Source organism: Streptomyces sp. NPDC004539 (assembly GCF_040610055.1).
GTDB lineage: Bacteria > Actinomycetota > Actinomycetes > Streptomycetales > Streptomycetaceae > Streptomyces.
Window position 1 is genome coordinate 17,599 of the sequence record NZ_JBEXLS010000054.1, and the last position, 22,874, is coordinate 40,472.

General features: G+C 72.6%; 18 protein-coding genes, 1 rRNA gene and 1 pseudogene. 5 read left to right on the forward strand and 15 right to left on the reverse strand.

What is annotated here, in order from left to right:
* Window positions 1–72: 72 nt before the first annotated feature.
* From ABZX85_RS49560 to ABZX85_RS49570, 3 genes are all read right to left on the reverse strand, one after another.
* The gene (locus ABZX85_RS49560; RefSeq protein WP_355885011.1) at window positions 73–2,145 is read right to left on the reverse strand and encodes a tetratricopeptide repeat protein; all 2,073 of its coding nucleotides are present in this window, start codon (window positions 2,143–2,145) and stop codon (window positions 73–75) included.
* Window positions 2,146–2,333: 188 nt separating this feature from the next.
* Window positions 2,334–2,960 (reverse strand): NUDIX hydrolase, encoded by a 627-nt coding sequence (locus ABZX85_RS49565; protein ID WP_355885012.1) that lies wholly within the window; start codon window positions 2,958–2,960, stop codon window positions 2,334–2,336.
* Window positions 2,961–3,048: 88 nt separating this feature from the next.
* Window positions 3,049–4,698, reverse strand: coding sequence for a CTP synthase (locus tag ABZX85_RS49570; RefSeq protein ID WP_355885013.1), 1,650 nt, complete (start codon window positions 4,696–4,698; stop codon window positions 3,049–3,051).
* Window positions 4,699–5,155: 457 nt separating this feature from the next.
* Between ABZX85_RS49570 and ABZX85_RS49575 the strand changes: the two genes are divergently transcribed.
* From ABZX85_RS49575 to ABZX85_RS49585, 3 genes are all read left to right on the forward strand, one after another.
* The gene (locus ABZX85_RS49575) at window positions 5,156–6,982 is read left to right on the forward strand and encodes a glycoside hydrolase family 15 protein (RefSeq protein ID WP_355885014.1); all 1,827 of its coding nucleotides are present in this window, start codon (window positions 5,156–5,158) and stop codon (window positions 6,980–6,982) included.
* Between the two features lie 150 nt (window positions 6,983–7,132).
* The gene (locus ABZX85_RS49580) at window positions 7,133–7,396 is read left to right on the forward strand and encodes a hypothetical protein (protein ID WP_355885015.1); all 264 of its coding nucleotides are present in this window, start codon (window positions 7,133–7,135) and stop codon (window positions 7,394–7,396) included.
* Window positions 7,397–7,461: 65 nt separating this feature from the next.
* Entirely contained in the window at window positions 7,462–9,108 is a 1,647-nt protein-coding gene (locus ABZX85_RS49585) for a PucR family transcriptional regulator (protein WP_355885016.1), read from the forward strand.
* Between the two features lie 10 nt (window positions 9,109–9,118).
* Here ABZX85_RS49585 and ABZX85_RS49590 read toward each other — a convergent pair whose 3' ends face one another.
* The 5 genes from ABZX85_RS49590 to ABZX85_RS49610 all read right to left on the reverse strand — a co-directional run bounded on the left by ABZX85_RS49590 (window position 9,119) and on the right by ABZX85_RS49610 (window position 14,456).
* On the reverse strand, window positions 9,119–10,255 hold the full coding sequence (locus ABZX85_RS49590) for a glycosyltransferase family 4 protein (RefSeq protein ID WP_355885017.1): 1,137 nt from the start codon (window positions 10,253–10,255) through the stop codon (window positions 9,119–9,121).
* A 381-nt stretch (window positions 10,256–10,636) separates the two neighbouring features.
* Window positions 10,637–12,379 carry a DNA repair protein RecN gene (gene recN, locus ABZX85_RS49595; protein WP_355885018.1) on the reverse strand — a complete coding sequence of 581 codons (1,743 nt, stop codon included), beginning with the start codon at window positions 12,377–12,379 and terminating at the stop codon, window positions 10,637–10,639.
* Window positions 12,380–12,535: 156 nt separating this feature from the next.
* On the reverse strand, window positions 12,536–13,441 hold the full coding sequence (locus tag ABZX85_RS49600; RefSeq protein WP_355885019.1) for an NAD kinase: 906 nt from the start codon (window positions 13,439–13,441) through the stop codon (window positions 12,536–12,538).
* On the reverse strand, window positions 13,438–14,253 hold the full coding sequence (locus tag ABZX85_RS49605) for a TlyA family RNA methyltransferase (RefSeq protein WP_355885020.1): 816 nt from the start codon (window positions 14,251–14,253) through the stop codon (window positions 13,438–13,440). Before ABZX85_RS49605 ends, ABZX85_RS49600 begins: the two co-directional genes overlap by 4 nt.
* 14 nt (window positions 14,254–14,267) lie before the next feature.
* A complete protein-coding gene (locus ABZX85_RS49610) occupies window positions 14,268–14,456 on the reverse strand; it encodes a hypothetical protein (RefSeq protein ID WP_355885031.1) in 189 nt (62 codons plus the stop codon).
* Between the two features lie 42 nt (window positions 14,457–14,498).
* Between ABZX85_RS49610 and ABZX85_RS49615 the strand changes: the two genes are divergently transcribed.
* Complete coding sequence (locus ABZX85_RS49615; RefSeq protein WP_355885021.1) at window positions 14,499–14,846, forward strand: alkyl sulfatase C-terminal domain-containing protein; 348 nt, start codon at window positions 14,499–14,501, stop codon at window positions 14,844–14,846.
* Here ABZX85_RS49615 and ABZX85_RS49620 read toward each other — a convergent pair.
* The 4 genes from ABZX85_RS49620 to ABZX85_RS49635 all read right to left on the reverse strand — a co-directional run bounded on the left by ABZX85_RS49620 (window position 14,830) and on the right by ABZX85_RS49635 (window position 18,880).
* Complete coding sequence (locus tag ABZX85_RS49620) at window positions 14,830–15,642, reverse strand: ABC transporter ATP-binding protein (protein ID WP_355885022.1); 813 nt, start codon at window positions 15,640–15,642, stop codon at window positions 14,830–14,832. The genes ABZX85_RS49615 and ABZX85_RS49620 overlap by 17 nt on opposite strands.
* An 83-nt stretch (window positions 15,643–15,725) precedes the next feature.
* Window positions 15,726–16,769, reverse strand: a complete 1,044-nt coding sequence (locus ABZX85_RS49625; RefSeq protein WP_355885023.1) for an iron chelate uptake ABC transporter family permease subunit — start codon at window positions 16,767–16,769, stop codon at window positions 15,726–15,728.
* On the reverse strand, window positions 16,766–17,800 hold the full coding sequence (locus tag ABZX85_RS49630; protein WP_355885024.1) for an iron chelate uptake ABC transporter family permease subunit: 1,035 nt from the start codon (window positions 17,798–17,800) through the stop codon (window positions 16,766–16,768). Before ABZX85_RS49630 ends, ABZX85_RS49625 begins: the two co-directional genes overlap by 4 nt.
* Window positions 17,801–17,851: 51 nt before the next feature.
* Entirely contained in the window at window positions 17,852–18,880 is a 1,029-nt protein-coding gene (locus ABZX85_RS49635) for an HAD hydrolase-like protein (protein ID WP_355885025.1), read from the reverse strand.
* An 83-nt stretch (window positions 18,881–18,963) separates the two neighbouring features.
* On the opposite strand from ABZX85_RS49635, the gene ABZX85_RS49640 reads away from it, so the two are divergent.
* The gene (locus ABZX85_RS49640; protein WP_355885026.1) at window positions 18,964–20,250 is read left to right on the forward strand and encodes a DUF1015 domain-containing protein; all 1,287 of its coding nucleotides are present in this window, start codon (window positions 18,964–18,966) and stop codon (window positions 20,248–20,250) included.
* 59 nt (window positions 20,251–20,309) lie between these two features.
* Here ABZX85_RS49640 and ABZX85_RS49645 read toward each other — a convergent pair whose 3' ends face one another.
* The 3 genes and pseudogenes from ABZX85_RS49645 to rrf all read right to left on the reverse strand — a co-directional run bounded on the left by ABZX85_RS49645 (window position 20,310) and on the right by rrf (window position 22,691).
* A complete protein-coding gene (locus tag ABZX85_RS49645; protein WP_355885030.1) occupies window positions 20,310–21,233 on the reverse strand; it encodes a hypothetical protein in 924 nt (307 codons plus the stop codon).
* Between the two features lie 24 nt (window positions 21,234–21,257).
* Window positions 21,258–22,418: pseudogene (locus tag ABZX85_RS49650) on the reverse strand (hypothetical protein); the annotation flags it as partial.
* Window positions 22,419–22,574: 156 nt separating this feature from the next.
* A 5S ribosomal RNA gene (gene rrf / locus ABZX85_RS49655) occupies window positions 22,575–22,691 on the reverse strand.
* Between the last annotated feature and the right edge of the window lie 183 nt (window positions 22,692–22,874).

Here is a 22,874-nt window from a genome sequence, read left to right on the forward strand (position 1 = left end):
GGGATATATCGCACGGCGGCGCGACAGAGCCAGTCTAATGAAGGTGTTCCCGGTGTCTAGCCTTTCAAAGCATCAATCTTCAGCCGAAGCGCTACGGATTTCGTAGGCGTTAGCTCCGTGTTCCACCTCGGAATCACGGCCGGACGGCTTCTGGACCGGCATCCGGTCGGCCAGCATCCGGTCGGCCGCCGCCCGGTGCACCCGGGCCGCCGCCGGGTCCCCGAGGTGCTCCAGTGTGTCGGCGAGCCGCAGCTGGAGGGCGGCCTGGAGGCGCTCGTCCTCCGCCCGGCGCGCCCACTCCACCGCCTCCTGGCAGGTCCGGAGCGACTCCTCCGGGCGTCCGGCGTACTCCTGGACCCGCGCCAGCTCGCTCAGCGCCCGCGCGTGCGCCCCCACGTCGCCGTTCTTGCGGTGCCCCGCCGCCGACGCCCGCCACGCCCGCTGGGCCTCGCCGTAGCGGCCCGCGTACGTCTGGGCGGTGGCGATCCGGCCGTACAGCCGGGCGGCGTCGGCGCGTTCGTCGCGCGCGAGCCGCTGGGCGAGGGCGCGGCCGTACCAGTCGGCGGCCCGTTCGTAGTCCCCGAGTTCGAGGTGCGCGCCGCCGATCGACTCCATCGCCCGCCCGGTCGCGTACGGGTCGTTCGCCTCCCGGCCGGCGTCCAGCGCGGCCCGGTAGCGGACCAGGGCCTCCTCGGTGCGGCCGGTGCGGGTGTCGACGTCGGCGAGGTTGAGGAGGGCGGCGGCGCGTTCGCGGGGCAGGTCGCGGCGTTCGGCGACGTCGAGGACGAGGTGGTGGACGCCGTAGAGGTCCGGGGCGGCGGCCTGGGTGCCGAAGTGGGCGACCATCGCGCGGACGAACTGGGACATCAGCCGGCGGGCCAGGGTGTCCAGTTCGCCGTCCGCGACGGCGAGGCGGGCGGAGGCGAGGAGGGCCGGGCGGCGCAGTCTCAGCCAGTCGCCGGCGGCCCGCCTGCTCGGGAAGCGCAGGGCCCGGGGCAGCCCCTGGAGGCGGGCGCGGGCCTGCGGGTTCTCGGGTTCGGTGATCGCCCGGCAGGACTGGAGGAGGCGGACCGTGCGCTCCAGCATGCGGGCGCGGGCCAGGTGGAGTTCGGCCGGGCGGTCGTGGGCCTCGGCGGCGGCCTTCAGCAGGGGGTGCAGACAGCCGGGGACCTCGTACTGCGGGAGCGGGGAGGCGACCGTGTGCAGCAGGCCGTGGGCCGCCAGGTCGTCGAGGGTGGTGCGGGCGGCGCCGATCGAGCAGCCGGCCAGCGCGGAGGCGGTGTGCGGGTCGACGAGTCCGGCGGGGGCGAGGCTGAGCAGTCGCAGTATCCGCGCGGCCGGGGCCGGCAGCCCCGCGTGCACCAGCCGGAAGACCCGGCTCAGCGGCGTCCCCTCGTCCCCCTCGGCGTTCAGCTGCTTGGCGAGGTCGGCGACGGCCGCGCCGGGCCGGGCGGCCAGCCAGCCCCCGGCGAGGATCAGCGCGGCGGGCTGCCCCTGGCAGACCTCGACGAGCCCCTCCGCCGAACGCGGGTCGACCGTCACCCGCACCGACCCGGTGTACCGCGTCAGCAGGTCCAGCGCCGACTTGGTGTCCAGCCCGCCCAGCGTGCACGGCCGCACATCCGGAATCCCGGTCAACGGCCCCCCGGACACCGCCACCACCAGGCACTCCGGGTTGTCCGGCAACAGCGCGTCGACCTGCTCGGCCCCCGGCGCGTCATCGAGCAGCAGCAGCGTACGGCGCTCGGCGAGCGCGTCCCTCAGCAGCGCGGACAGGTCGTCCTGGTCGGCTCCCGCGGGCGCCTCGACCTCCAGTTCGGCGAGCAGGTCCCGGGCGGCCCGCTCGACGGGGACGGGCGTGCCGTCCGACTCGGCGAGCCGGACCCGCAGCACGCCGTCCCGGTAGCGGCCGGCGACCTGCCGGACGAGTTCCTCGGCGAGCGCGGTCCGGCCCGACCCCGGCCGCCCGGCGATGAGCAGCACCCGCGCGCGGGGGGCCTTCTTGCCGACCAGGGTGTCCAGGCCCACGCGCTCGATGTCGGCCCGCAGCTCCTTCAACTCCCTGGTACGGCCCAGGAATTGGCCCTCCGTCGCAGCGTGGCCCGACAGCAGCACGCCGTCCGTCTCCACTGCCTGATCCGCCACGGGCCACGCTCCCGTCTCACACACGCGCAACACCGGCACGCACTCTCGGCTCACTCAACGGGAGCCTAGTTCACGCTCTGCAACCTTCCTCGCGGAGCACGGCGGTGACGGCGCCTCAGGTCCCCTGATCGGATCAGCCGATGGTCACACCGCTCGGGTGCCGCCCGGGCTGTGCGACCGTGAAACCGTCACGCCTCGAACGGCCGCGCGGGCCAGGCCGCCTCCGCCGGGCGCAGCGCCCCGAGACCGTCCCCGGCCCGCGCCGCGACCAGCGACAGCACGCCCACCACGAGGCAGTTGTTGTGCAGCTCGCCCGCGAGGACCCCCCGGACCAGCTCGGCGACCGGCACGCGCGCGTACTCCATGTCCGCCTCCTCGTCCTCCACCTCGAAGCGCCGGCCCTCGGCCTCGGAGAGGCCCTGCGCGAGGAAGACCCGGACGGCCTCGTCGCAGCCGCCGGGGGTGGTGTAGACGTCGGTGAGGACGTGCCAGTTCTCGGCCTTGACGTGCGCTTCCTCGTACAGCTCGCGCTGGGCCGCGTGCAGCGGGTTCTCACCGGGGACGTCCAGCAGGCCGGCCGGGATCTCCCAGAGCTTCTCGCGCACCGGGTGCCGGTACTGCTTGATCAGCAGGACGCGGTCCTCGTCGTCCAGGGCGAGGACGGCGACGGAGCCGGGGTGGACCTGGTAGTCGCGGCGGACGACGGAGCCGTCGGGCATGACGACGTCGTCGGTGCGCACGGAGGTCTTCTTGCCGACGAAGGGGGTGTCCGTCGCCCGGATCTCCCATTCCTGCGGGGTGTCCTTGATCGCCATTGCTCTTGCCCTCTCCGACGTGCGCAAACGAAAACCGGGGCGCCCCCGTTGAGCGGGAGACGCCCCGGCCACCGTACAACCGGCCGTGTTACTTCGAACTCTTGGAGGCCACCGCGGCCTTCACCAGCCCCGCGAACAACGGGTGCGGGCGGGTCGGCCGCGAGCGCAGCTCCGGGTGGGCCTGCGTGGCGACCAGGTAGGGGTGGACGTCGCGCGGGTACTCGACGTACTCGACGAGCTTGCCGTCCGGGGACGTGCCGGAGAACAGGATGCCCGCCTTCTTCTCCAGCTCCGCGCGGTAGGAGTTATTGACCTCGTAGCGGTGGCGGTGCCGCTCCTCGACGTACTCCTTGCCGTCGTAGACCTCACGGACGATGGAGCCCTCGGCGAGCTTCGCCGGGTACATGCCGAGCCGCATCGTGCCGCCCATGTCGCCCTCGCCGGCCACGATGTCGAGCTGCTCGGCCATCGTCGAGATGACCGGGTGGGCCGTCGCCGCGTCGAACTCGGTGGAGTTGGCGTCCGGGATGTCCGCGAGGTTGCGGGCCGCCTCGATGACGATGCACTGGAGACCCAGGCACAGTCCGAGGAGCGGTACGCGGTTCTCGCGGGCGTACTTGATCGCGCCGACCTTGCCGAGCACGCCCCGGTCGCCGAAGCCGCCGGGGATGCAGATGCCGTCCACGTCCGCGAGCTGGGCCGCGGCGCCGGCCGGGGTCTTGCAGTCGTCGGAGGTGACCCACTTGATCTTCACGCGGGCCTTGTTGGCGAACCCGCCCGCGCGCAGCGCCTCGGTGACCGAGAGGTAGGCGTCGGGGAGGTCGATGTACTTGCCGACCAGGGCGAGCGTGATCTCGTGGTCGGGGTTGTGGACGCGGTCCAGCAGGTCGTCCCACGTCGTCCAGTCCACGTCGCGGAACGGCAGGTCGAGCTTGCGGACGACGTACGCGTCGAGGCCCTCGCCGTGGACGGTCTTCGGGATGTCGTAGATCGAACGCGCGTCGGGGCAGGCGACGACGGCGGACTCGTCGACGTCGCACATGAGGGAGATCTTGCGCTTGATCGCGGTCGGCACCTCGCGGTCGCAGCGCAGCACGATCGCGTCCGGCTGGATGCCGATGTTGCGCAGGGCGGCCACCGAGTGCTGGGTGGGCTTGGTCTTCAGCTCACCGGACGGGCCGATGTACGGAAGGAGCGAGATGTGGACCACGAACACGTTGTCCCGGCCGACCTCGTGCCGCACCTGGCGGACGGTCTCCAGGAACGGGAGCGACTCGATGTCGCCGACCGTGCCGCCGACCTCCGTGATGACGACGTCGACCTCGTCGGTCGCCATGCGGCGGATGCGGTGCTTGATCTCGTTGGTGATGTGCGGGATGACCTGGACGGTGTCGCCGAGGTACTCGCCGCGCCGCTCCTTGGCGATCACGGTGTTGTACACCTGGCCGGTCGTGACGTTGGCGCTGCCGTCGAGGTCGCGGTCGAGGAAACGTTCGTAGTGGCCGATGTCCAGGTCGGTCTCGGCGCCGTCGTTCGTGACGAACACCTCACCGTGCTGGAAGGGGTTCATCGTGCCCGGGTCGACGTTCAGGTAGGGGTCGAGCTTCTGCATCACGACGCGCAGGCCACGGGCCTTCAGCAGCATGCCGAGGCTGGAGGCGGTCAGGCCCTTGCCGAGCGAGGAGGCGACACCCCCGGTGACGAAGATGTGCTTGGTCGTCGTAGATTTCGGCGTCATGGCCAAGAGGGGGCTCCCGTGGTCGCGGTCTGGGGGTCGCTGCGGTTCGGGGGTTTCGTGCCCTCCGGTCCACGGGCTACCAGCGTATCAGCGCCCCGGGGAGATGGCTTCCGGCCACGCTCCGCGCACGGTCCGGCACAAGTCTTTGACGAGGATTTCGTGTTCCTTGACGACGCTTTCACCCTGGCTCACCCGTTCGGCGCAGCCGCGTTCGCGGGAGCTGGACGCAGATCATCTACGTGAGCCGTATCCTGCTCAGACACTCGCTGCCGAGCCCGCCCGCTGCTTCACGGGACACCCCCGCCTGCGCACCGGAACAACGAACGCTCGTCAGCTCGTTGAGCGAAAAATGGCGTTTTGCCACAGGGCAGGGCGACTGCTTTGCTTCATCCCTCAACGACATGCAAATGACACCGACCCCTTGACCGCAATAAGCCCCTCTCCCCTGAGGGGTGACGTGGCCGTTCGACTGGAGTTGCACGTGGCCGGGCGCATCGAAGACTACGCACTCATCGGAGACATGCAGACCGCGGCACTGGTCTGCCGGGACGGCACAGTCGACTGGCTGTGCCTGCCCCGCTTCGACTCGCACGCCATCTTCGCGGGCCTGCTCGGCACGGAGGACCACGGCTTCTGGCGCCTGGGCCCCGCGCATCCCGCCGACGCCCCGCCACCGCCAGCCACCCGGCGCACCTACCGGGGCGACTCGCTGATCCTGGAGTCCGAGTGGGAGACCCCGCGCGGCACCGTCCGGGTGACCGACTTCATGCCGCCTCGCGACGGCGCGCCCCAGCTGATCCGCATCGTCGAGGGCGTCTCCGGCCGGGTGCCGATGCGCTCGGCCCTGCGGATGCGGTTCAGCTACGGCCGGATCGTCCCCTGGGTCCACCGCCACGAGGGCCGTACGGTCGCCGTCGCGGGCCCGGACTCGGTCTGGTTCGACACGACCGCGCAGACGTACGGCAAGCAGCTCACGACGTACTCGGACTTCACGGTCGCGCCGGGTGACCGGATCGCGTTCACGATCTCCTGGGAGCCCTCGCACAAGCAGCCCCCGCCGCTGCCCGAGCCGGAGACCTCGCTGGAGGCGACCGAGGAGTTCTGGCGCGAGTGGGTCGCGCAGTGCACGTACCACGGGCCCTACCGCGAGGCCGTGATCCGCTCGCTGATCACGCTGAAGGCGCTGACGTACGCGCCGACCGGCGGGATCGTCGCCGCGCCGACCACCTCCCTGCCGGAGGACATCGGGGGCGTCCGCAACTGGGACTACCGCTACACCTGGCTGCGCGACGCCGCGATCACGCTCTCCTCGCTGCTGCGCACCGGCTACCGCGAGGAGGCGCGCGCCTGGCGCGAGTGGCTCCTGCGGGCCGTCGCGGGCGACCCCGAGAACCTCCAGATCATGTACGGCATCGCGGGCGAGCGGGAGCTCGGCGAGGCGGAGCTGGACTGGCTGCCCGGGTACGAGAACTCCGGCCCGGTCCGGGTCGGCAACGGCGCCGCGCACCAGCTCCAGCTCGACGTGTACGGCGAGGTCACCGAGGCCCTCCACCTCGGGCACATGACCGGACTCGCCCGCAACGACTACGCCTCGCTGCTCCAGCTCAAGCTGATCCGCTACCTGGAGGACCACTGGAACGTGCCGGACGAGGGCATCTGGGAGGTCCGCGGTCCGCGCCGGCACTTCGTCCACTCCAAGGTCATGGCCTGGGTCGCCGTCGACCGCACGATCAAGCTGATCGAGTCGGGCGACGCGGACGGCCCGCTGGAGCGCTGGCGCGATCTGCGCGACGACATCCACCGGGACGTCTGCGAGAAGGGGTACGACAAGGAGCGCAACACCTTCACGCAGTCGTACGGCTCGAAGGAGCTGGACGCGTCCCTGCTCCTCATCCCCCAGATGGGCTTCCTGCCGCCCGACGACAAGCGCGTCATCGGCACCATCGAGGCCATCCAGCGCGAGCTCTCCACCCCGGACGGCTTCATCCTCCGCTACCCCACCTCCGGCGGCGACGAGGGCGTCGACGGCCTCCCCGGCGACGAGGGCGCCTTCCTCGCGTGCTCGTTCTGGATGGCCGACGACCTCGCGATGATCGGCCGCGTCGACGAGGCCCGCAAACTCTTCGAGAAACTCCTCGCCCTCCGCAACGACCTGGGCCTCCTGGCCGAGGAATGGGACCCCCGCCTGAAGCGCCAGGTAGGCAACTTCCCCCAGGCGTTCAGCCACGTCCCCCTGATCGACACAGCCCTCCGCCTGACGGCATCGGGCGCGTACGGCGGCTGACACCGTGCGGAAGGACCAGATCGAGGAACGGCTCCTGAGCCTCGCTCTGGTCCTGACGGTTCGCTGCGACCGCACACCCTCCCCGGCTGAAGGGAGGCCGAGTGCGGGCCACACGGCCCGCAGTGGCGGACGCTCTTCGGGGATACGACGGTGCAGGAGCCGTTCGGTTCACCCGAACCGGCGCATCTGATCACCCTCGCCCGTCTGCGCCTGGGGCTGCCGTCGGCCCATGGCAAGGGGGCGTATCTGGCGGACCTTCCCCTGGAGCCGACGCTCGTGCGGTCCCTGGACGGGGAGGAGCTGCGCGGGGCGCTGGGGGCGGCGGCGGGCTTGCCGGCGGCCGAGGTCGCGGAGTGGGACGCGGGGCTCGCGGAGCGGTTGGGGCCGGCGCTGGGGGAGCTGGTCGCCTGGTAGGTGTGGCGGGGGTGCGGGGGCGGTCGGCCGTGTCGGAGTGGGCCGGGCCCGGGTAGCGTCCCCGTATGGACATCCCTGTCGATCACACCGGCGTCACCGTGCGGCGTGCCCTGGAGTTGCCGGGGCTGCGGAGTGGGCTGCCGGAGGTGCTGGCGGGGGCGGAGGGGCTGGGGCGGGAGGTGCGGTGGGTGCATGCGGGGGAGGTGCCGCACATCGCTTCTCTGCTCAAGGGGGGTGAGCTGCTTCTGACGACCGGGTACGGTCTCGGGACCCGGCCCGCCGAGCAGCGTGCATTCGTCCGTACTCTCGCCGAGCGGGGCATCGCCGCGCTCGTGGTCGAACTCGGGCCCCGTTTCACCCGGTTGCCCGCAGCCCTGATCGACACGGCCCGCGCGACCGGCCTCCCGCTGGCCCAACTCCACCGCGAGGTGGCGTTCGTGACGGTCACCGAGGAGATCCACACGGAGATCGTGAACGGGCACTACGCCCTGTTGCAGCGGGCGGAGGAAGTGCACCGGCTCTGTACGAACGCCCTGCTCGGCGGCGGCGGAATCCCCCAGGTCCTCGGCATCCTCGCGGACTTCAGCGGCAACCCGGTGTTCCTGGAGACGGTCGAGGGACGGCTGCTGTACGCGGCCGGGGCGGGCCCGGAGGGCGCGGAACCCCTCCAGGTGTGGGAACGGCTGCGGGGCGCGGGGAAGGAGACCCCTTCGGGGGCGGTGGTGGTGGAGGTACCGGGGGGCGGGGGCGGTCCCGCAGGCGCCGCCTCCGGTGTGATCGGGAGCGTCGGTGGCACTTCGGTGCGCGCCAGGCTCGTACTGCTCCCCGTGCGCGCCCCCCTCGCCCCCGTGCACCGCATCGCGGCCGAGCGTGCCGCGGGGATTCTCGCGGTGGTCCTGATGCAGGCGCGGCAGGAGGAGGAGCTGGCGGCGCGGGGGCGGGGGGATTTCCTGAGCGACCTCGCGGAGGGGCGGATCGCCGCGGCGGACGCCCCGGCGCAGGCCAGGGTGCTCGGCTTCCGGCCCGGCACGGGCCCCTTGCTGCCGATCGTGATGCGCCTCGGCGACCCCGGCACGCTCCCCGCGAGGGCGATCGCGGAGGAGCTCGCCGCCCTGGGCGTCCCGGTGCTGCTCGGCGTCCGCCCCGCGGAGGCCCGGGTCCTGGTCCTCCTCGCCCTGCGCGCGGAACAGGACCGGACGGCGCTCGCGGACCGCGCGGCGGCGGCGCTGCGCACCGGCGTGGACCGCGCCGGCACTCCCCGCCCCGGCTCCCCTCCCCCGGTCGTCGTCGTGGGCGTGCCCGGCACCTGGGCGGCGGTCTCGGCGGGCCTGCGGCACGCGGCGGAGGCGGCGACGGCCGCCCAGGGCCTCCCGCCCCGCCCCTGGCACGACGCCCGCCACCTCGACATCGACCTCCTGCTGTGGCGGCTGCGCGACCACCCCGACCTCGCGGCCTTCGTGGACCGCGCGATCGGCTCCCTGCGCGCCCACGACGCCCGCGCCAAGCCCCCGCTCCTGCCCACCCTGGAGACCTATCTCGCGCACGCCGGCCGCAAGGCGGAGACGGCCCGCGAACTCCACCTGAACCGCCAGACGTTGTACAACCGCCTCGCGAGAATCGGCGAGTTGCTCAGCACGGACCTGGAGGACCCTCAGACGGTGCTGGCCCTGAGCCTGGCCCTGAGGGCACGCAGGCACGTGCACCGGCAGTGAGGACGGGCGGTCAGCCGAGGGGCCGAAGCTGCGTCAACTCGTCGTAGACGCTCAGCACCTGCGCCACCGTCTCGTCCTCCGTGGGCCAGCTCCCGGCCTGCCGCAACCCCGACTCCCGCAGCGCGTCCCGCCGTTCGGGATCGTCCAGCAGCCGCACCGCGGCACCCGCCAGCGCCGCCGCGTCCCCGGGGGCCACCAACTCCGCCGCGTCCCCGACCAGTTCACGCACCCCGCCGGTCAGCGGGGCGATCAGCGGGACGCCCGCGCGCAGCGCCTCCTGCGCGAGGACGGAACGGGACTCGTCGGCGCCGGGCAGCAGCGCGAGATCGGCCGCCGCCAGCAGCCCGGGCACGTCCTCCCGGCGCCCGGCGAGCAGCACGGGCAGCCCCTCGCGGTCGATCCGCGCCTGCAACTCCCCCCGCAGCGGCCCCTCTCCGGCGACGACGACCAGCGGCACGGGGTCGAGGAACCGCCACGCCCGAGCCGCGTCGAGCAGCACGTCGTAGCCGCGGTGCCGGTCGAGGGAGCCGACGGCCAGCAGCAACGGCCGCTCGGTGACCCCGAGTTCGGCCCGCACCTTGCCGCCCGCCGAACCCGGCCCGTCCGGCCCGTCCGGCTCCCGCCGCCCCGGCAGGGACACCGCGGCGAGCCGGGCGTCCCGCGCCCCGGTGCGCCGGGCCCGGTCGACGAGCCCGGAGGTGGTGCCGAGGACGACGGTCGCCGCCTTCACGACCCGCCGCTCCAGCATGCGCAGCAGATGCGCGCGAGCCCCCTCGGCGCGGGCCCCGTTGTGCCAGGTGACGACCAGCGGGACGCGCCGCCCGCTGAGCGCGAGGACGGCCCGGAACGAGGCGTGCAGGCCGTGCGCGTGGACGAGGTCGGCGTCGGCGCAGGCGGCCCGCAGCGCGGCGACGGAACCGGGGTCGCTGCTGCGCGGCACGGGGATGTGGTCCGCGCCGGCGCCGGAGAAGTCGTAGGTGTGATCGGACTCGGAGGGGGCGCACACCGTGACCCGCACGCCCCGTGCGACGAGCCCGGCGGTCAGCGAGCGCACGTGTGCGCTGCTGCCGGCGTTGCCGCCGCCGAGCACCTGTACGGTGCGCAGCGGCGCCTGGCCCTGGGACGAAGGGCTGCTCACGTGGCTCACGCGGCCGGGGCTCCTGGTTCGGCATGGGACGGTCACGGGGGGACGTACGGAGGGAACACACGGGGACGACGGGGACGGGGCCCCCGCGCCCACCTTCCCGCTCCCTGCCAAGGATGCCAGCCCGCACGGCGGTTCCGAACCGCCCGACTGTGCGGAATCCCCTGACCTGAACCCTCTTGTCACCCACATGAGTGACGCCGTGCGGTTACGTACGAACAAGCTCTCCACGGCTGAAGAACCTCGCACACCAGCCCGTCACACGGCCCCCGGACGTCCCCCGCATCACCCGTTCGGCCGACGTTCGGCCGACAAGGAGAGGGGCGCACCCCGTCAGGAAGTGCGCCCCTCGAAGCCTCGGCCCCACGCCCGCGAGCCGTCGTCCTACGCGTCCGCCCGCGCCGTCGCGAGGAGTTCCTCCGCGTGCGCCCGCGCCGTCTCCGAGTCCTCCTGCCCGGCGAGCATCCGCGACAGCTCCCGGATGCGCTCCTCGCCCTCCAGGACCTTCACCCCGGAGCGGGTGACGGTCCCGTCGTTGGTCTTCTCGACGAGCAGCTGCCGGTCGGCGAACGCGGCGACCTGCGGAAGGTGGGTGACGACGACGACCTGCGCGGTCTTGGCGAGCTTGGCGAGCCGCCGGCCGATCTCGACGGCCGCCTTCCCGCCGACGCCCGCGTCGACCTCGTCGAAGAGGTACGTCGGGACGGGGTCCGTGCCGGCGAACACGACCTCCACCGCGAGCATCACGCGCGACAGCTCACCGCCGGACGCGCCCTTGGCGATCGGCCGGGGCGGGGCGCCCGGGTGGGGGGCGAGCAGCAGCTCGACCTCGTCCGCGCCGGACGGCCCGTAGGCGACCGTACGGCCGTCGACCTCGACGCCCTCGGGGTCCTCGGTCTGCCGGATCGCGAAGGACACGCGCGCGTGGGGCATCGCGAGCGAGGCCAGCTCGGCGGTGACGGCGGCGGCGAACCGGTCGGCGGCCTCGGTGCGGGCGTCGGTCAACGCCTGGGCGAGGACGGCGAGTCCGGTGCGCAGGGCGTCGCGTTCGGCGGTCAGCTCACCGATGCGTTCGTCGTCGGAGTCGAGTTCGGTGAGGCGGGCGGCGCTCGTCTCCGCCCACTCCAGGACGGCGTTCACGTCGGTGCCGTACTTGCGGGTCAGGGCGGTGAGGGCGGCGCGGCGTTCCTCGACGGCCGCCAGGCGCCGGGGGTCGGCGTCCAGGTCGTCGGCGTACCCGGCGAGTTCGCCCGCGACGTCGCCGAGGAGGATGCCGATCTCGCCGATCCGGTCGGCGAGGGCGGCGAGGGCCGGGTCGTGCGAGCGGACGGCCTCCAGGGCCCGCTGGGCGCCCGCGACGAGGGTCGCCGCGTCGATGCCCTCGGGGTCCTCGGGGTTGCCCGCGAGAGCGGCGTGCGCGAGGGTCGCGGCGGACGACAGGGCCTCGGCGTGCCCGAGCCGCTCCGCCTCCTCCGCCAGCTCGACGTCCTCGCCGGCGCGGGGTTCGACGGCCGCGATCTCGTCGAGCCCGAAGCGCAGGAGGTCGGCCTCCTGGGCCCGCTCACGGGCGCGCGTGGTGATCTCGTCGAGCTCGGCGGCGACGGACCGCAGCCGCCGGTACGCCTCCCCGTACTTGGCGAGCGGCCCGGTGACGGCGTCCCCGGCGTACCGGTCGAGCGCCTGCCGCTGCCGGGTCAGCTTCAGCAGCCCCTGCTGATCGGTCTGCCCGTGGACGGCGACCAGCTCGTCGGCCAGCTCCGCGAGCACCCCGACCGGCACGCTCCGTCCGCCGACGTGCGCCCGTGAGCGCCCCTCCGCCGAAACGGTACGGCTGATGAGCAGCGCCCCGTCGTCCAGCTCGGCACCGGCCTCCTCCGCCCGCAGGGCGACCGCGGCCCCCGAGGGCAGCGAGATCCGCCCCTCGACGACCGCCCGCTCGGCCCCGATCCGCACCAACGCCGGATCAGCCCTTCCACCGAGCAGCAGCCCCAGGCTGGTGACCACCATGGTCTTGCCCGCACCCGTCTCACCGGTCACGGCGGTGAACCCGGACGACAACTCGACGACCGCGTCGTCGATGACTCCGAGGGACCGTATCCGCATCTCTTCCAGCACGCAGAAGACCATACGAGGTGGGCGGGGAGAAGCGCGAGGCACCCTTGTCACTCGGGCGGGTGGAGGTTTCGCGGGTGAGTGGAGAGCTTTTAGGGGCGCGAGGAACTGCGCGACCAGCCACACACTCCCCGCACCCGCCGTCGAACCAGCACCACCCCCCACAGCGGGCTAGTGCGGAGCCCCCCTCCAACCAGAAACCGGCAACGCGAATTTCGCCACCAACCGATCAGTGAACGAAGCATGATGCAGCCGAGCCAACCGCACCGGCACCGACCCCCGCCGCACCTCCACCCGCGCCCCGGGCGGCAGTTCGACGGTCCGCCGCCCGTCACACCACAGCACCCCCGGAGGAACGTGCGGCAGGATCTCCACGGCCAGCACGGAATCCGGCGACGTCACCAACGGCTTCGCGAACAGCGCGTGCGCACTGATCGGCACCATCAGCAACGCCTCCACCTCGGGCCATACGACAGGCCCGCCCGCGGAGAACGCGTACGCCGTCGACCCGGTCGGCGTCGACAGACAGATCCCGTCACACCCGAACCCGGTGACGGGCCGCCCGTCGATCTCCAGGACGACTTCGAGCAGCTTCTCGGCGCCCGCCTTCTGCACAGCCGCCTCGTTCAGCGCCCAGTCCGTGTGGACGATGTCCCCGTTGCTGTGGACGACCACATCGACGGTCATCCGCTCCTCGACCTCGTACGCCCGGGTCACCACCCGGTCGACGACCTTGTCGAGATCGTCCCGCTCGGCCTCCGCGAGGAACCCCACGCTCCCGAGGTTGACGCCGAGCATCGGCACCCCGGACGCCCGCGCGAACTCGGCGCCGCGCAGCAGCGTCCCGTCCCCGCCGAGGACGATCAGCAGCTCGCACCCCTCAAGGCACTGCGGAGTCGCCTCGGAGACCAGCTCGACCTCCACGGGCAACGGCAGGTCGCGGGCCTCGTACTCCAGGACCCGCACGCCGATCCCGGACCGCAGCAGCCCCTTCACGACGAGCTCGGCGCTACGGATGGCGGCGGGCCGCCCCGTGTGCGCGAGCAGGAAAACAGTACGACCAGAATTCTGTGTCACCGCGGCCCCTCCGCCACTGCACGGTCAACATCGGCCGGGTCCAGAGCGGGCGCCCCGGCACGCAGCCACAGGAAGTATTCGACGTTCCCGGAGGGCCCGGGCAGCGGACTGGCGGTGACACCGTTCACCCCGAGCCCCAGCTCGGCCGCCTTCGCGGCCACCCCCCGGACGGCCTCGGCGCGCAGTTCGGGACTGCGTACGACGCCCCCGCTGCCGAGCCGTTCCTTCCCCACCTCGAACTGGGGCTTGACCATCATCACCAGGTCGGCGTCCGGTTTCGTGCACCGCGCCAGCGCGGGCAGCACGAGCCCGAGCGGGATGAAGGACAAGTCCCCCACGACAAGATCCACAGGCTCCCCATCGATCAGATCAAGCGTCAACTCGCGTACGTTCGTACGGTCTTTGACGGTGACGCGTTCATCACTGCGGAGAGACCAGGCGAGTTGTCCGTATCCGACGTCGACGGCGACGACGTGCGCGGCCCCCGCCCGCAGCAGCACGTCGGTGAACCCGCCGGTGGACGCCCCCGCGTCGAGCGCCCGGCGCCCCTCGACGGCGAGTCCGAGCGGCACGAACGCCGCCAGTGCCCCGGCGAGCTTGTGCCCGCCCCGGGAGACGTAGTCGGGGTCGCCGTCGTCGGCCTGGACGACGATCGCCGCCGCGGTCTCCACCTGCGTCGCCGGTTTGGTCGCCACGGTCTTGCCGACGGTGACCCGCCCGGCCGCGATCAGCTGCCCGGCGTGCTCCCGCGACCGCGCGAGCTTGCGCCGTACCAACTCCGCGTCCAGACGACGACGTGCCACTCCTGCCACGGTGGGTTCAGCTCCTAATTCCCGTACGACGATGGACCCGGGCGGGCGTCGAGCGCGGTGAGCGCGTCGCGCAGCCCTCGGTGTACATCCTCGTACACCTCCACGTGCCCCTCGGTCGCGAGGTGCCCGATGTCGGCGAGCCGGTCGAGGAGGGCGTCGACCTCGGGGTTCCCGGTGGGTGCGGGGGACGGTCCGTCGTTCATGCCCCGACGCTACCCCGGCGTCCCGGTGTACCGTCGCTCCCGATGGCCACGATCGAGGAGTGCCGGACGGCACTGGAGAAGCTCGCGCAGAACATGCGGGGCGCCGACGGCGACGTACGCGCGGCGGCGGCGATGGAGCGCACGGTGACGTGCCGGATCACCGACCTGGACGTGACGTTCACCGGCCGGATGACGGGCGGCGCGATCGTCGTGGACGACGTCCGCCCCGGCCCGCCCGCCGAGAAGGCGCAGATCCGCCTCACGATGACCGGGGACGACCTGGTCGCCCTGGTGGCCGGTGAGCTGAACTTCGCGAAGGCGTGGGGGTCCGGCCGGGTGAAGCTGGAGGCGGGCTTCCGCGATCTGCTGAGCCTCAGGAAGCTGCTGTAGCGGCCTTCCTACGGGTCTGGCGGGCGGCCGGCACGACCAGCGGCGTCCCCGTCTCCGGGTCGTCGATGACCTGGCAGCGCAGCCCGAACACCTCCTCGACGAGCCCCGCCGTGACGATGTCGTTCGGCGCGCCCTCGGCGATGACCTGCCCGCCCTTGAGGGCGATCAGGTGGGTGGCGTAGCGGGCGGCGTGGTTCAGGTCGTGCAGGACGGCGACGAGCGTGCGCCCCTGTTCCTCGTGGAGCTGCGCGCACAGGTCGAGGACGTCGATCTGGTGCTGGATGTCGAGGTAGGTCGTCGGCTCGTCCAGCAGCAGGAGCGGGGTCTGCTGCGCGAGCGCCATCGCGATCCACACGCGCTGGCGCTGCCCGCCGGACAGCTCGTCGACGTACCGGTCCGCGAGTTCCGCGACCCCGGTCTGTTCCATGGACTCCTGGACGACCCTCTCGTCCTCGGTCGACCACTGGCGCAGGATGCCCTGGTGGGGGTAGCGCCCCCGGCCGACCAAGTCGCCCACGGTGATCCCGTCCGGCGCGATCGACGACTGCGGCAGCAGCCCGAGCGTGCGCGCGACCTTCTTCGCCGGCATCGACTGGATGGCCTGCCCGTCGAGCAGCACCCGCCCCTGCTGCGGCTTCAGCATCCGGGAGAGCGCCCGCAGAAGCGTCGACTTCCCGCAGGCGTTCGGCCCGACGATGACCGTGAACGAGTTGTCGGGTATCTCCACCGAGAGCTGCTCGGCGATGACCCGCTGGTCGTAGGCGAGGGTGACGTTCTCGGCGGAGAGGCGGTTCACGGTGCTCCTTGGGTTCTCTTTCTGGGTGACGACGGGGGTTCGGGCCGGGCCGGTGTCAGGGGATTCGCGGTCGTACGATCCGCTCATATCCGCCCCGCCTTCCGCTCGGTGACCAGCAGCCACAGCAGGTACACCCCGCCGAGGACACCGGTGACGACGCCGACGGGCAGCTGGCCGTCGCCGAAGAGGCGCTGGGAGGCCCAGTCCGCGGTGACCAGGAGGGCGGCGCCCATGCAGAGGGAGGGCAGGAGGTTCGGGCCGGGCGAGCGGGTCAGCCTGCGGGCGAGCTGCGGCGCGGTGAGCGCGACGAAGCTGACGGGCCCGGCGGCGGCGGTCGCGGCGGCGGTGAGCAGCACGGCGGACACCAGCAGCAGCATCCGTACGCGCTCGACGGGCACCCCGAGCGCGTTCGAGACGTCGTCCCCCATCTCCATCATCCGCAGCCCCCGCGCGTTGGCGAGGACGACCGGCACCAGCACGCAGACCAGCGCCAGCAGCGGCCAGACCTGCTTCCAGTCCCGCCCGTCGAGCGTCCCTGTCATCCAGACGACGGCCCGCGCGGCGTCCACCAGGTCGGCCTTGGTGATGAGGTAGCCGTTGACGGCGGTCGCCACGGCCGAGACCCCGATCCCGACGAGGACGAGCCGGTAGCCGTGCACCCCCCGCTTCCAGGCCAGCAGATAGATCAGCAGCCCGGTGACGAGCCCGCCGGCCAGCGCCCCGAGGGTGACCTGCGCGGTGGACCCGGAGAACAGCACGATCATGACCAGCGCCCCGGCGGTCGCCCCCTGGCTCAGCCCGAGGACGTCCGGGCTGCCCAGCGGGTTGCGCGACACGGCCTGGAACAGCGCCCCCCCGAGCCCGAGCGACGCCCCGACGAGCAGCCCGACCAGGACCCGCGGCAGCCGCAGCTCGTTGACGATGAACTCCTGACCCGGATTCCCGTCCCCGAACAGCACCTTGAGGACGTCGGAGGCGGGGATCGGGAAGTCGCCGGTGCCGATCAGGACGACGCTCGCGGTGAGCGCGGCCAGCAGCAGGGCGGCGGTGACGGCCAGGGCACGCGGGTCGAGGCGCAGCGAGAGCCCGCCGGTGCGCAGGGCCCGGCTCTTCCGGTTCGTCTTCACAGCTGGGCCGTCCTCCGCCGCCGTACGAGAAAGATGAACACCGGCCCGCCGACGATCGCGGTGATGATGCCGACCTGCACCTCGGAGGGCCGGGCGACGACCCGTCCGAGGACGTCGGAGCCGAGCAGCAGGACGGGCGACAGGACCGCCGCGTACGGCATGATCCAGCGCAGGTCGGGGCCGGTGAAGGAGCGCACGACGTGCGGGACCATCAGCCCGACGAACGCGATCGGACCGCAGGCCGCGGTGGCCGCCCCGCACAGCACGGTCGCCGCGAGCATCGACAGCGCGCGGGTGCGGCTCAGGTTCGCGCCGAGCGCCTTCGCGGTGTCGTCGCCCATGGCCACGGCGTTGAGGGGGCGGGCGAGCGTGAACGCGAGGAGGGTGCCGACGGCCAGGAAGGGCAGCACCTGAAGAATCGTCTCGTCAGAGGCTTGGTTCAGTGATCCGACCGTCCAGAACCGCATCCGGCCCAGCGCCGCGTCGTCCGTGATCATCACGGCCTGGACGTAGCCGTACAGCGCGGCCGTGATCGCCGTCCCGGCGAGCGCGAGGCGGACCGGGGTCGCGCCCCGGCTGCCGCCGAGGAACCAGACGAGCGCGCCGACGGCCGCCGCGCCGAAGAACGCGAACCACACATAGCCGTTCAGGCTCGTGACGCCGAAGTAGGTGATGGCGGTGACGACGGCGGCGGAGGCGCCCGCGTTGATGCCGAGGATGCCGGGGTCGGCCAGCGGATTGCGGGTGAGCGCCTGGAGGACGGCCCCGGCGAGGCCGAGCGCGGCGCCGGCCAGGACGCCGAGCAGGGTCCGCGAGAGGCGGTCGCCGACGACGACGTCCGCGTAGCTCCCGGAGTCCTCGAACAGGCCGTGCCACACCTGCTCCAGCGACAGCTCTTTCGCCCCGATGGCGATGCTCGCGACGGCTACCGCCGCGAGGAGCACCGCCGAGGCCACGAGCCCGAGGGACCGGGCCCCTCGCCTGCTCCGGGGTGGGGAGACCGTCTGTTCGGGAACGCTGTCGACCAACACGGAGGTTAGGTTAGCCTACCCTGCTATGGCCTCCGTGCTGGTGACAGCGGTTCAGACCCCCAGCCTCGCCAGCGCCTTCCCCCCGTCCAGCGCGCAGGAGCCCTCGCCCGCCGCCGTCCACGCCGCCGCGCACAGCGCCCGCAGACCGTCCAACGGGTCGCCGTCACCGGTCAGTTCGAGCACCTCGGCCGCCGTCGCCGTCCAGCCTCCGCAGCGGAAGCCGCCGTCGCCGTCCTCGACGACCTCCGGCTGGCCGGTGAGCAGGCCGCGCAGATCGCGGTCCACGTAGGTCGGGCGGTGCTGCGGGGGCGCGGCGAGGAGCTGCGCGCCGTCCGTCACGCCGGTCAGCACCAGCAGCGAGTCCACCTCGCCGTTGAACGCGCCCTCGATGTCCGTGTCCAGCCGGTCCCCCACGACCAACGGCCGCTCCGCGCCCGTCCGCAGGATCGTCTCCCGGTGCATCGGGGGCAACGGCTTCCCCGCCACCTGCGGCTCGGCGCCGGTCGCGATCCGGACCACCTGGACCGCCGCGCCGTTGCCCGGGGCGATGCCGCGCCCGCTGGGGATCGTGAGGTCCGTGTTCGACGCGAACCACGGCACCCCGCGCGCGATCGCGTACGACGCCTCCGCGAACCGGCCCCACGGCAGCTCCGGGCCGCCGTACCCCTGGACGACGGCCACCGGGTCGTCGTCCGCCGACTCGACCGGCTCCAGCCCGCGCTCGCGCAGCGCGACCCGCAGCCCCTCACCGCCGATGACCAGCACGCGCGCGCCCGCGGGCACCTGCTCGCTGATCAGCCGGGCGACGGCCTGCGCGGACGTGATCACATCCTCCGGAGCGGTCGCTATCCCCAGCTCCGTCAGGTGATCCGCCACCGTGTCCGGCGTACGCAGCGCATTGTTCGTGACGTACGCGAGCCGCATGCCGCCCTCGCGGGCCGTGTGCAGCGACTCCACGGCGTGCGCGATCGCGTTCCCTCCCGCGTACACCACCCCGTCGAGATCGAGCAGCGCGGTGTCGTACGCCTCGCTCAGGGCCCGCCCACTGCCGTCCGGAACCCTCCGCACGCCCTGCCCCATTCCGCATCGCTCCTCGTTCATCAGCGTTCGCTCGCCTTTCCACCGATCATCCCCCATGCCACTGACAGCCGTACGATGCCCTGATGAACACAGCAGGTCACCCGCAGGCAACGGCGCCCCGAGGGCTGGAACTCACCCCGTTCCGAGGACTGCGCTACGACCCCGACCGGGTCGGCGGACTCGCCGCGGTCACCTCACCGCCGTACGACGTCGTCGTCCGCCCGGACGGCCTGCACGAACTCCACGACGCCGACCCGCACAACATCGTCCGGCTGATCCTTCCGCAGGCCACCACCCCCGCCGCGCGGAACGAACAGGCCGCCGCGACCCTGCGCGAGTGGCTCGCCGAGGGCATCCTCACCCCGGACCCCGAACCGGCCCTGTACGTCTACGAACAGCGCCACCCGGACGGCATGCTGCAACGCGGCCTGATCGGCACCCTGCGCGTCTCGGAGCCCGCCGAGGGCATCGTCCTGCCCCACGAGGACGTCATGCCGCACGTCGTCGCCGACCGCGCGGCCCTCATGCGCGCCACCCACGCCAACCTCGAACCCCTCCTCCTCACCTACCGGGGCGACGGCGGTACGACGGCGGACCTCGTCGAGCGGACGGCGGCCCGCCCGCCCCTGCTCGCGACCACCACGGACGACGGCTACCGGCACCGCCTCTGGCGCCTCACCGACCCCGCCGAGGTCACCGGCGTCCAGACCGACCTGGCCCGCCACCAGGCCCTCATCGCCGACGGGCACCACCGCTGGGCGACGTACCGCATGCTCCGCGCGGAACACCCCTCCCCCGGCCCCTGGGACCACGGGCTGGTCCTCCTCGTCGACACCGCCCGCTACCCGCTGCGCGTGCGCGCCATCCACCGCTACCTGCCCGGCCTGCCGGTCGCCGAGGCGGTCGCCGCCCTGGACGGCCGCTTCCACGTCCGGCGCCTGGAATCGGCCCTCCCGGAGGCCCTGGAGACGCTCGCGGACGCCGCGTGCGCCGGGAACGCGTACCTCCTCGCCGGGGACGGCGCGTTCCACCTCGTCGACCGGCCGGACGCGGCGCTCCTCGCGCGGACCGTCCCCGCCGAGCATCCGACCGCCTGGCGCACCCTCGACGCGACCGTCCTGCACGCCACCCTCCTCGCCGCCGTCTGGCACATCCCGGAGGACGATCCCGCGCGCGTGGCGTACATCCACGACACGGAGGCGACCGTCCTCAAGGCCGAGCGGGACGGGGGGACGGCCGTGCTGCTGCATCCCGTGCGGGAGGAGGTCGTGCGGGAGCTGGCCCGGCAGGGGGTGACGATGCCGAGGAAGTCGACGTCGTTCGGGCCTAAGCCGGCTACGGGGCTGGTGTTGCGGGCGTTGGACGTGTGAGAGGGGTCGTGACAGACGAATGGGCCCCCTCTGGAGAGAGGGGGCCCATTGTGTGAGGGTCACGCGTTGTCGTCGGAGTCCTTGGAGTCCTCGGAGTCCTTCGGGGCGGCGGTCTTCGGGGTCGAGTCCTCGGAGACGGAGGCTTCGGCGTCGGTCTCCGCCTCGTCCTCGGCGTCGTCCTCGTCGTCAGCCTCTTCGTCGTCCTCGTCTTCGAGGTCGTCGTCGGCCTCGTCGGCTTCCTCGGAGGGTTCCTCGGACGAAGTGACGGTGGCCTGCGCGGGCGCTTCGGGGGTCTCGGAGTCCTCGTCGAGGGCGTCCACGAACTCCACACCGTCCAGCTCGGCGAGGCGGTCGGAGGCGTCGGTGCTGCCGTCGCGGTCGGCCTCGACGGCCTTGGCGAACCACTCGCGTGCCTCGGCGACGCGGTCGGCTTCGAGGAGCGCGTCCGCGTAGGCGTACCGCAGGCGGGCGGTCCAGGGCTGGACCGTGTTGGACGCCAGCTCGGGGCTCTGGAGCGTCACGATGGCCGCGTCGAGCTGGCCCATGTCACGCCGGGCACCCGCCGCGACGAGCCGCATCTCGACCTGGCCGGCCTTGTCCAGCTTGTTGACCTCCGGGGCACCGGCCATGTCCAGCGCCTTCTCCGGCCGGCCGAGACCGCGCTCACAGTCGGCCATCAGCGGCCACAGCTCGGTGTTCCCGGTCATCCGGCGGGCCGCGCGGAACTCCGCGAGGGCCTCGCTGAACTGCTGGTTCGCATACGCCGCGAACCCGGCGGCCTCACGCACGGCGGCGACCCGCGACGCCAGCCGCAGAGCGACCTTCGAGTAGCCGTACGCCTTCTCCGGCTCCTCGTCGATCAGCCGCGCCACCATCACCAGGTTCTTGGCGACGTCCTCGGCGAGCCCCTTCGGCAGGCTCAGCAGCTCCTGCCGTACGTCCTTGTCGATCTCGTCGCCCGTGACGTCCTCGGGGATCGGCAGGCGCTTGATCGGCTCGCGGTCACGGTCGCGGTGATCCCGGTCCCGGTCGTCTCGGCCACCCCGGTAGCCACCTCCACGGCGGTCGTCCCTGCGGTCGTCACGGCCACGGAAGCCGCCGCCGGGGCGCCCGCCTCGGTCGTCGCGACGGGGGCCGCCGTAGTTGCCTCGGCCGGAGTCGCGGCGGTCGTCGCGGCGATCGTGGGACGGGCGGTCGTTGTCGCGGCGGAAGCCGCCACGGTCATCGCGTCGGTCATCGCGCTGGTACGCGGGGCGCGAGCCGCGGTCGTCACGGCGGTCGTAGGAGGGACGGTCGTGAGAGGGGCGGTCGTTGTCGCGACGGAAGCCACCGCGGTCGTCGCGCCGGTCGTTGTCACGGCGGTCGTCTCGACGGTCATCGCGCTGGAACTGGGGACGAGGACCACGGTCCCGGTCGTTGTCCCGGTTGAAGGACGGGCGGTCGTCGCGACGGAAGCCACCACGGTCATCGCGGCGGTCGTCCCTGCGGTCGTCACGCCTGTCGTCACGGCGGAAGGACGGGCGGTCGTTGTCACGACGGAAGCCGCCACGGTCGTCACGCCGGTCGCCGTCGCGCCGGTCATCGCGACGGTCGTCGCGCTGGAACTGGGGACGCGAGCCACGGTCGCGGTCGTCACGCCGGCCGTAAGACGGGCGGTCGTGAGAGGGACGGTCCTGGGACGGGCGGTCGTTGTCCCGGCGGAAACCGCCACGGTCGCCGTCGCGGCGGTCATCACGGCGGAACGCGGGGCGGTCGTCACGGCGGTCGCCGTCGCGGCGGAAACCGGGGCGGTCGTCGCGGCGGCCGTAGCCACCACGGTCGCGGTCGTTGTCCCGGTTGAAGGAAGGACGGTCGTCGCGGCGGAAGCCACCACGGTCATCACGGCGATCATCACGGCGGTCGTTGTCACGCCGGTCGTTGTCGCGGCGGAAGCCACCACCGGGGCGCCCGCCCCGGTCGTCACGCCGGTCATCGCGCTGGAACGCGGGGCGAGGCCCACGGTCCCGGTCGTCACGCCGGCCGAAGCCACCGCGGTCGTCGCGGCGGTCGTTGTCACGGCGGTCATCGCGCCGGTCGTCCCGACGGAAGCCACCCCGGTCCCGGCCCTGGTCACGGCGGTCGTCGCGGCGGAAACCGCCACGGTCGCCGCGATCACCACGGTCGTTGCGGTCCCCACTGTCCCGTCGCCGCTGGTCGCGCTCCGGTCGGTCGTCGGGAGAGTTGGTGGACATCGGTGACTCCTGTCTTCGGTACCTCAAGCATTGTAAAAACAAAAGGACCCCTGGGCCCAGCTGAACGCTGGGACCAGGGGTCCTCCAAATATTGTTCGGCGGCGTCCTACTCTCCCACAGGGTCCCCCCTGCAGTACCATCGGCGCTGAAAGGCTTAGCTTCCGGGTTCGGAATGTAACCGGGCGTTTCCCTCACGCTATGACCACCGAAACCCTAATGGTTTCGAGCGAACAAGCACACTCTTTAATTATGGTGTGGTTCTGCTCTGAAGCCGACAACGGTTCGTTGTCTCAGAACTAACACAGTGGACGCGAGCAACTGAGGACAAGCCCTCGGCCTATTAGTACCAGTCACCTCCACCCCTTACAGGGCTTCCAGATCTGGCCTATCAAC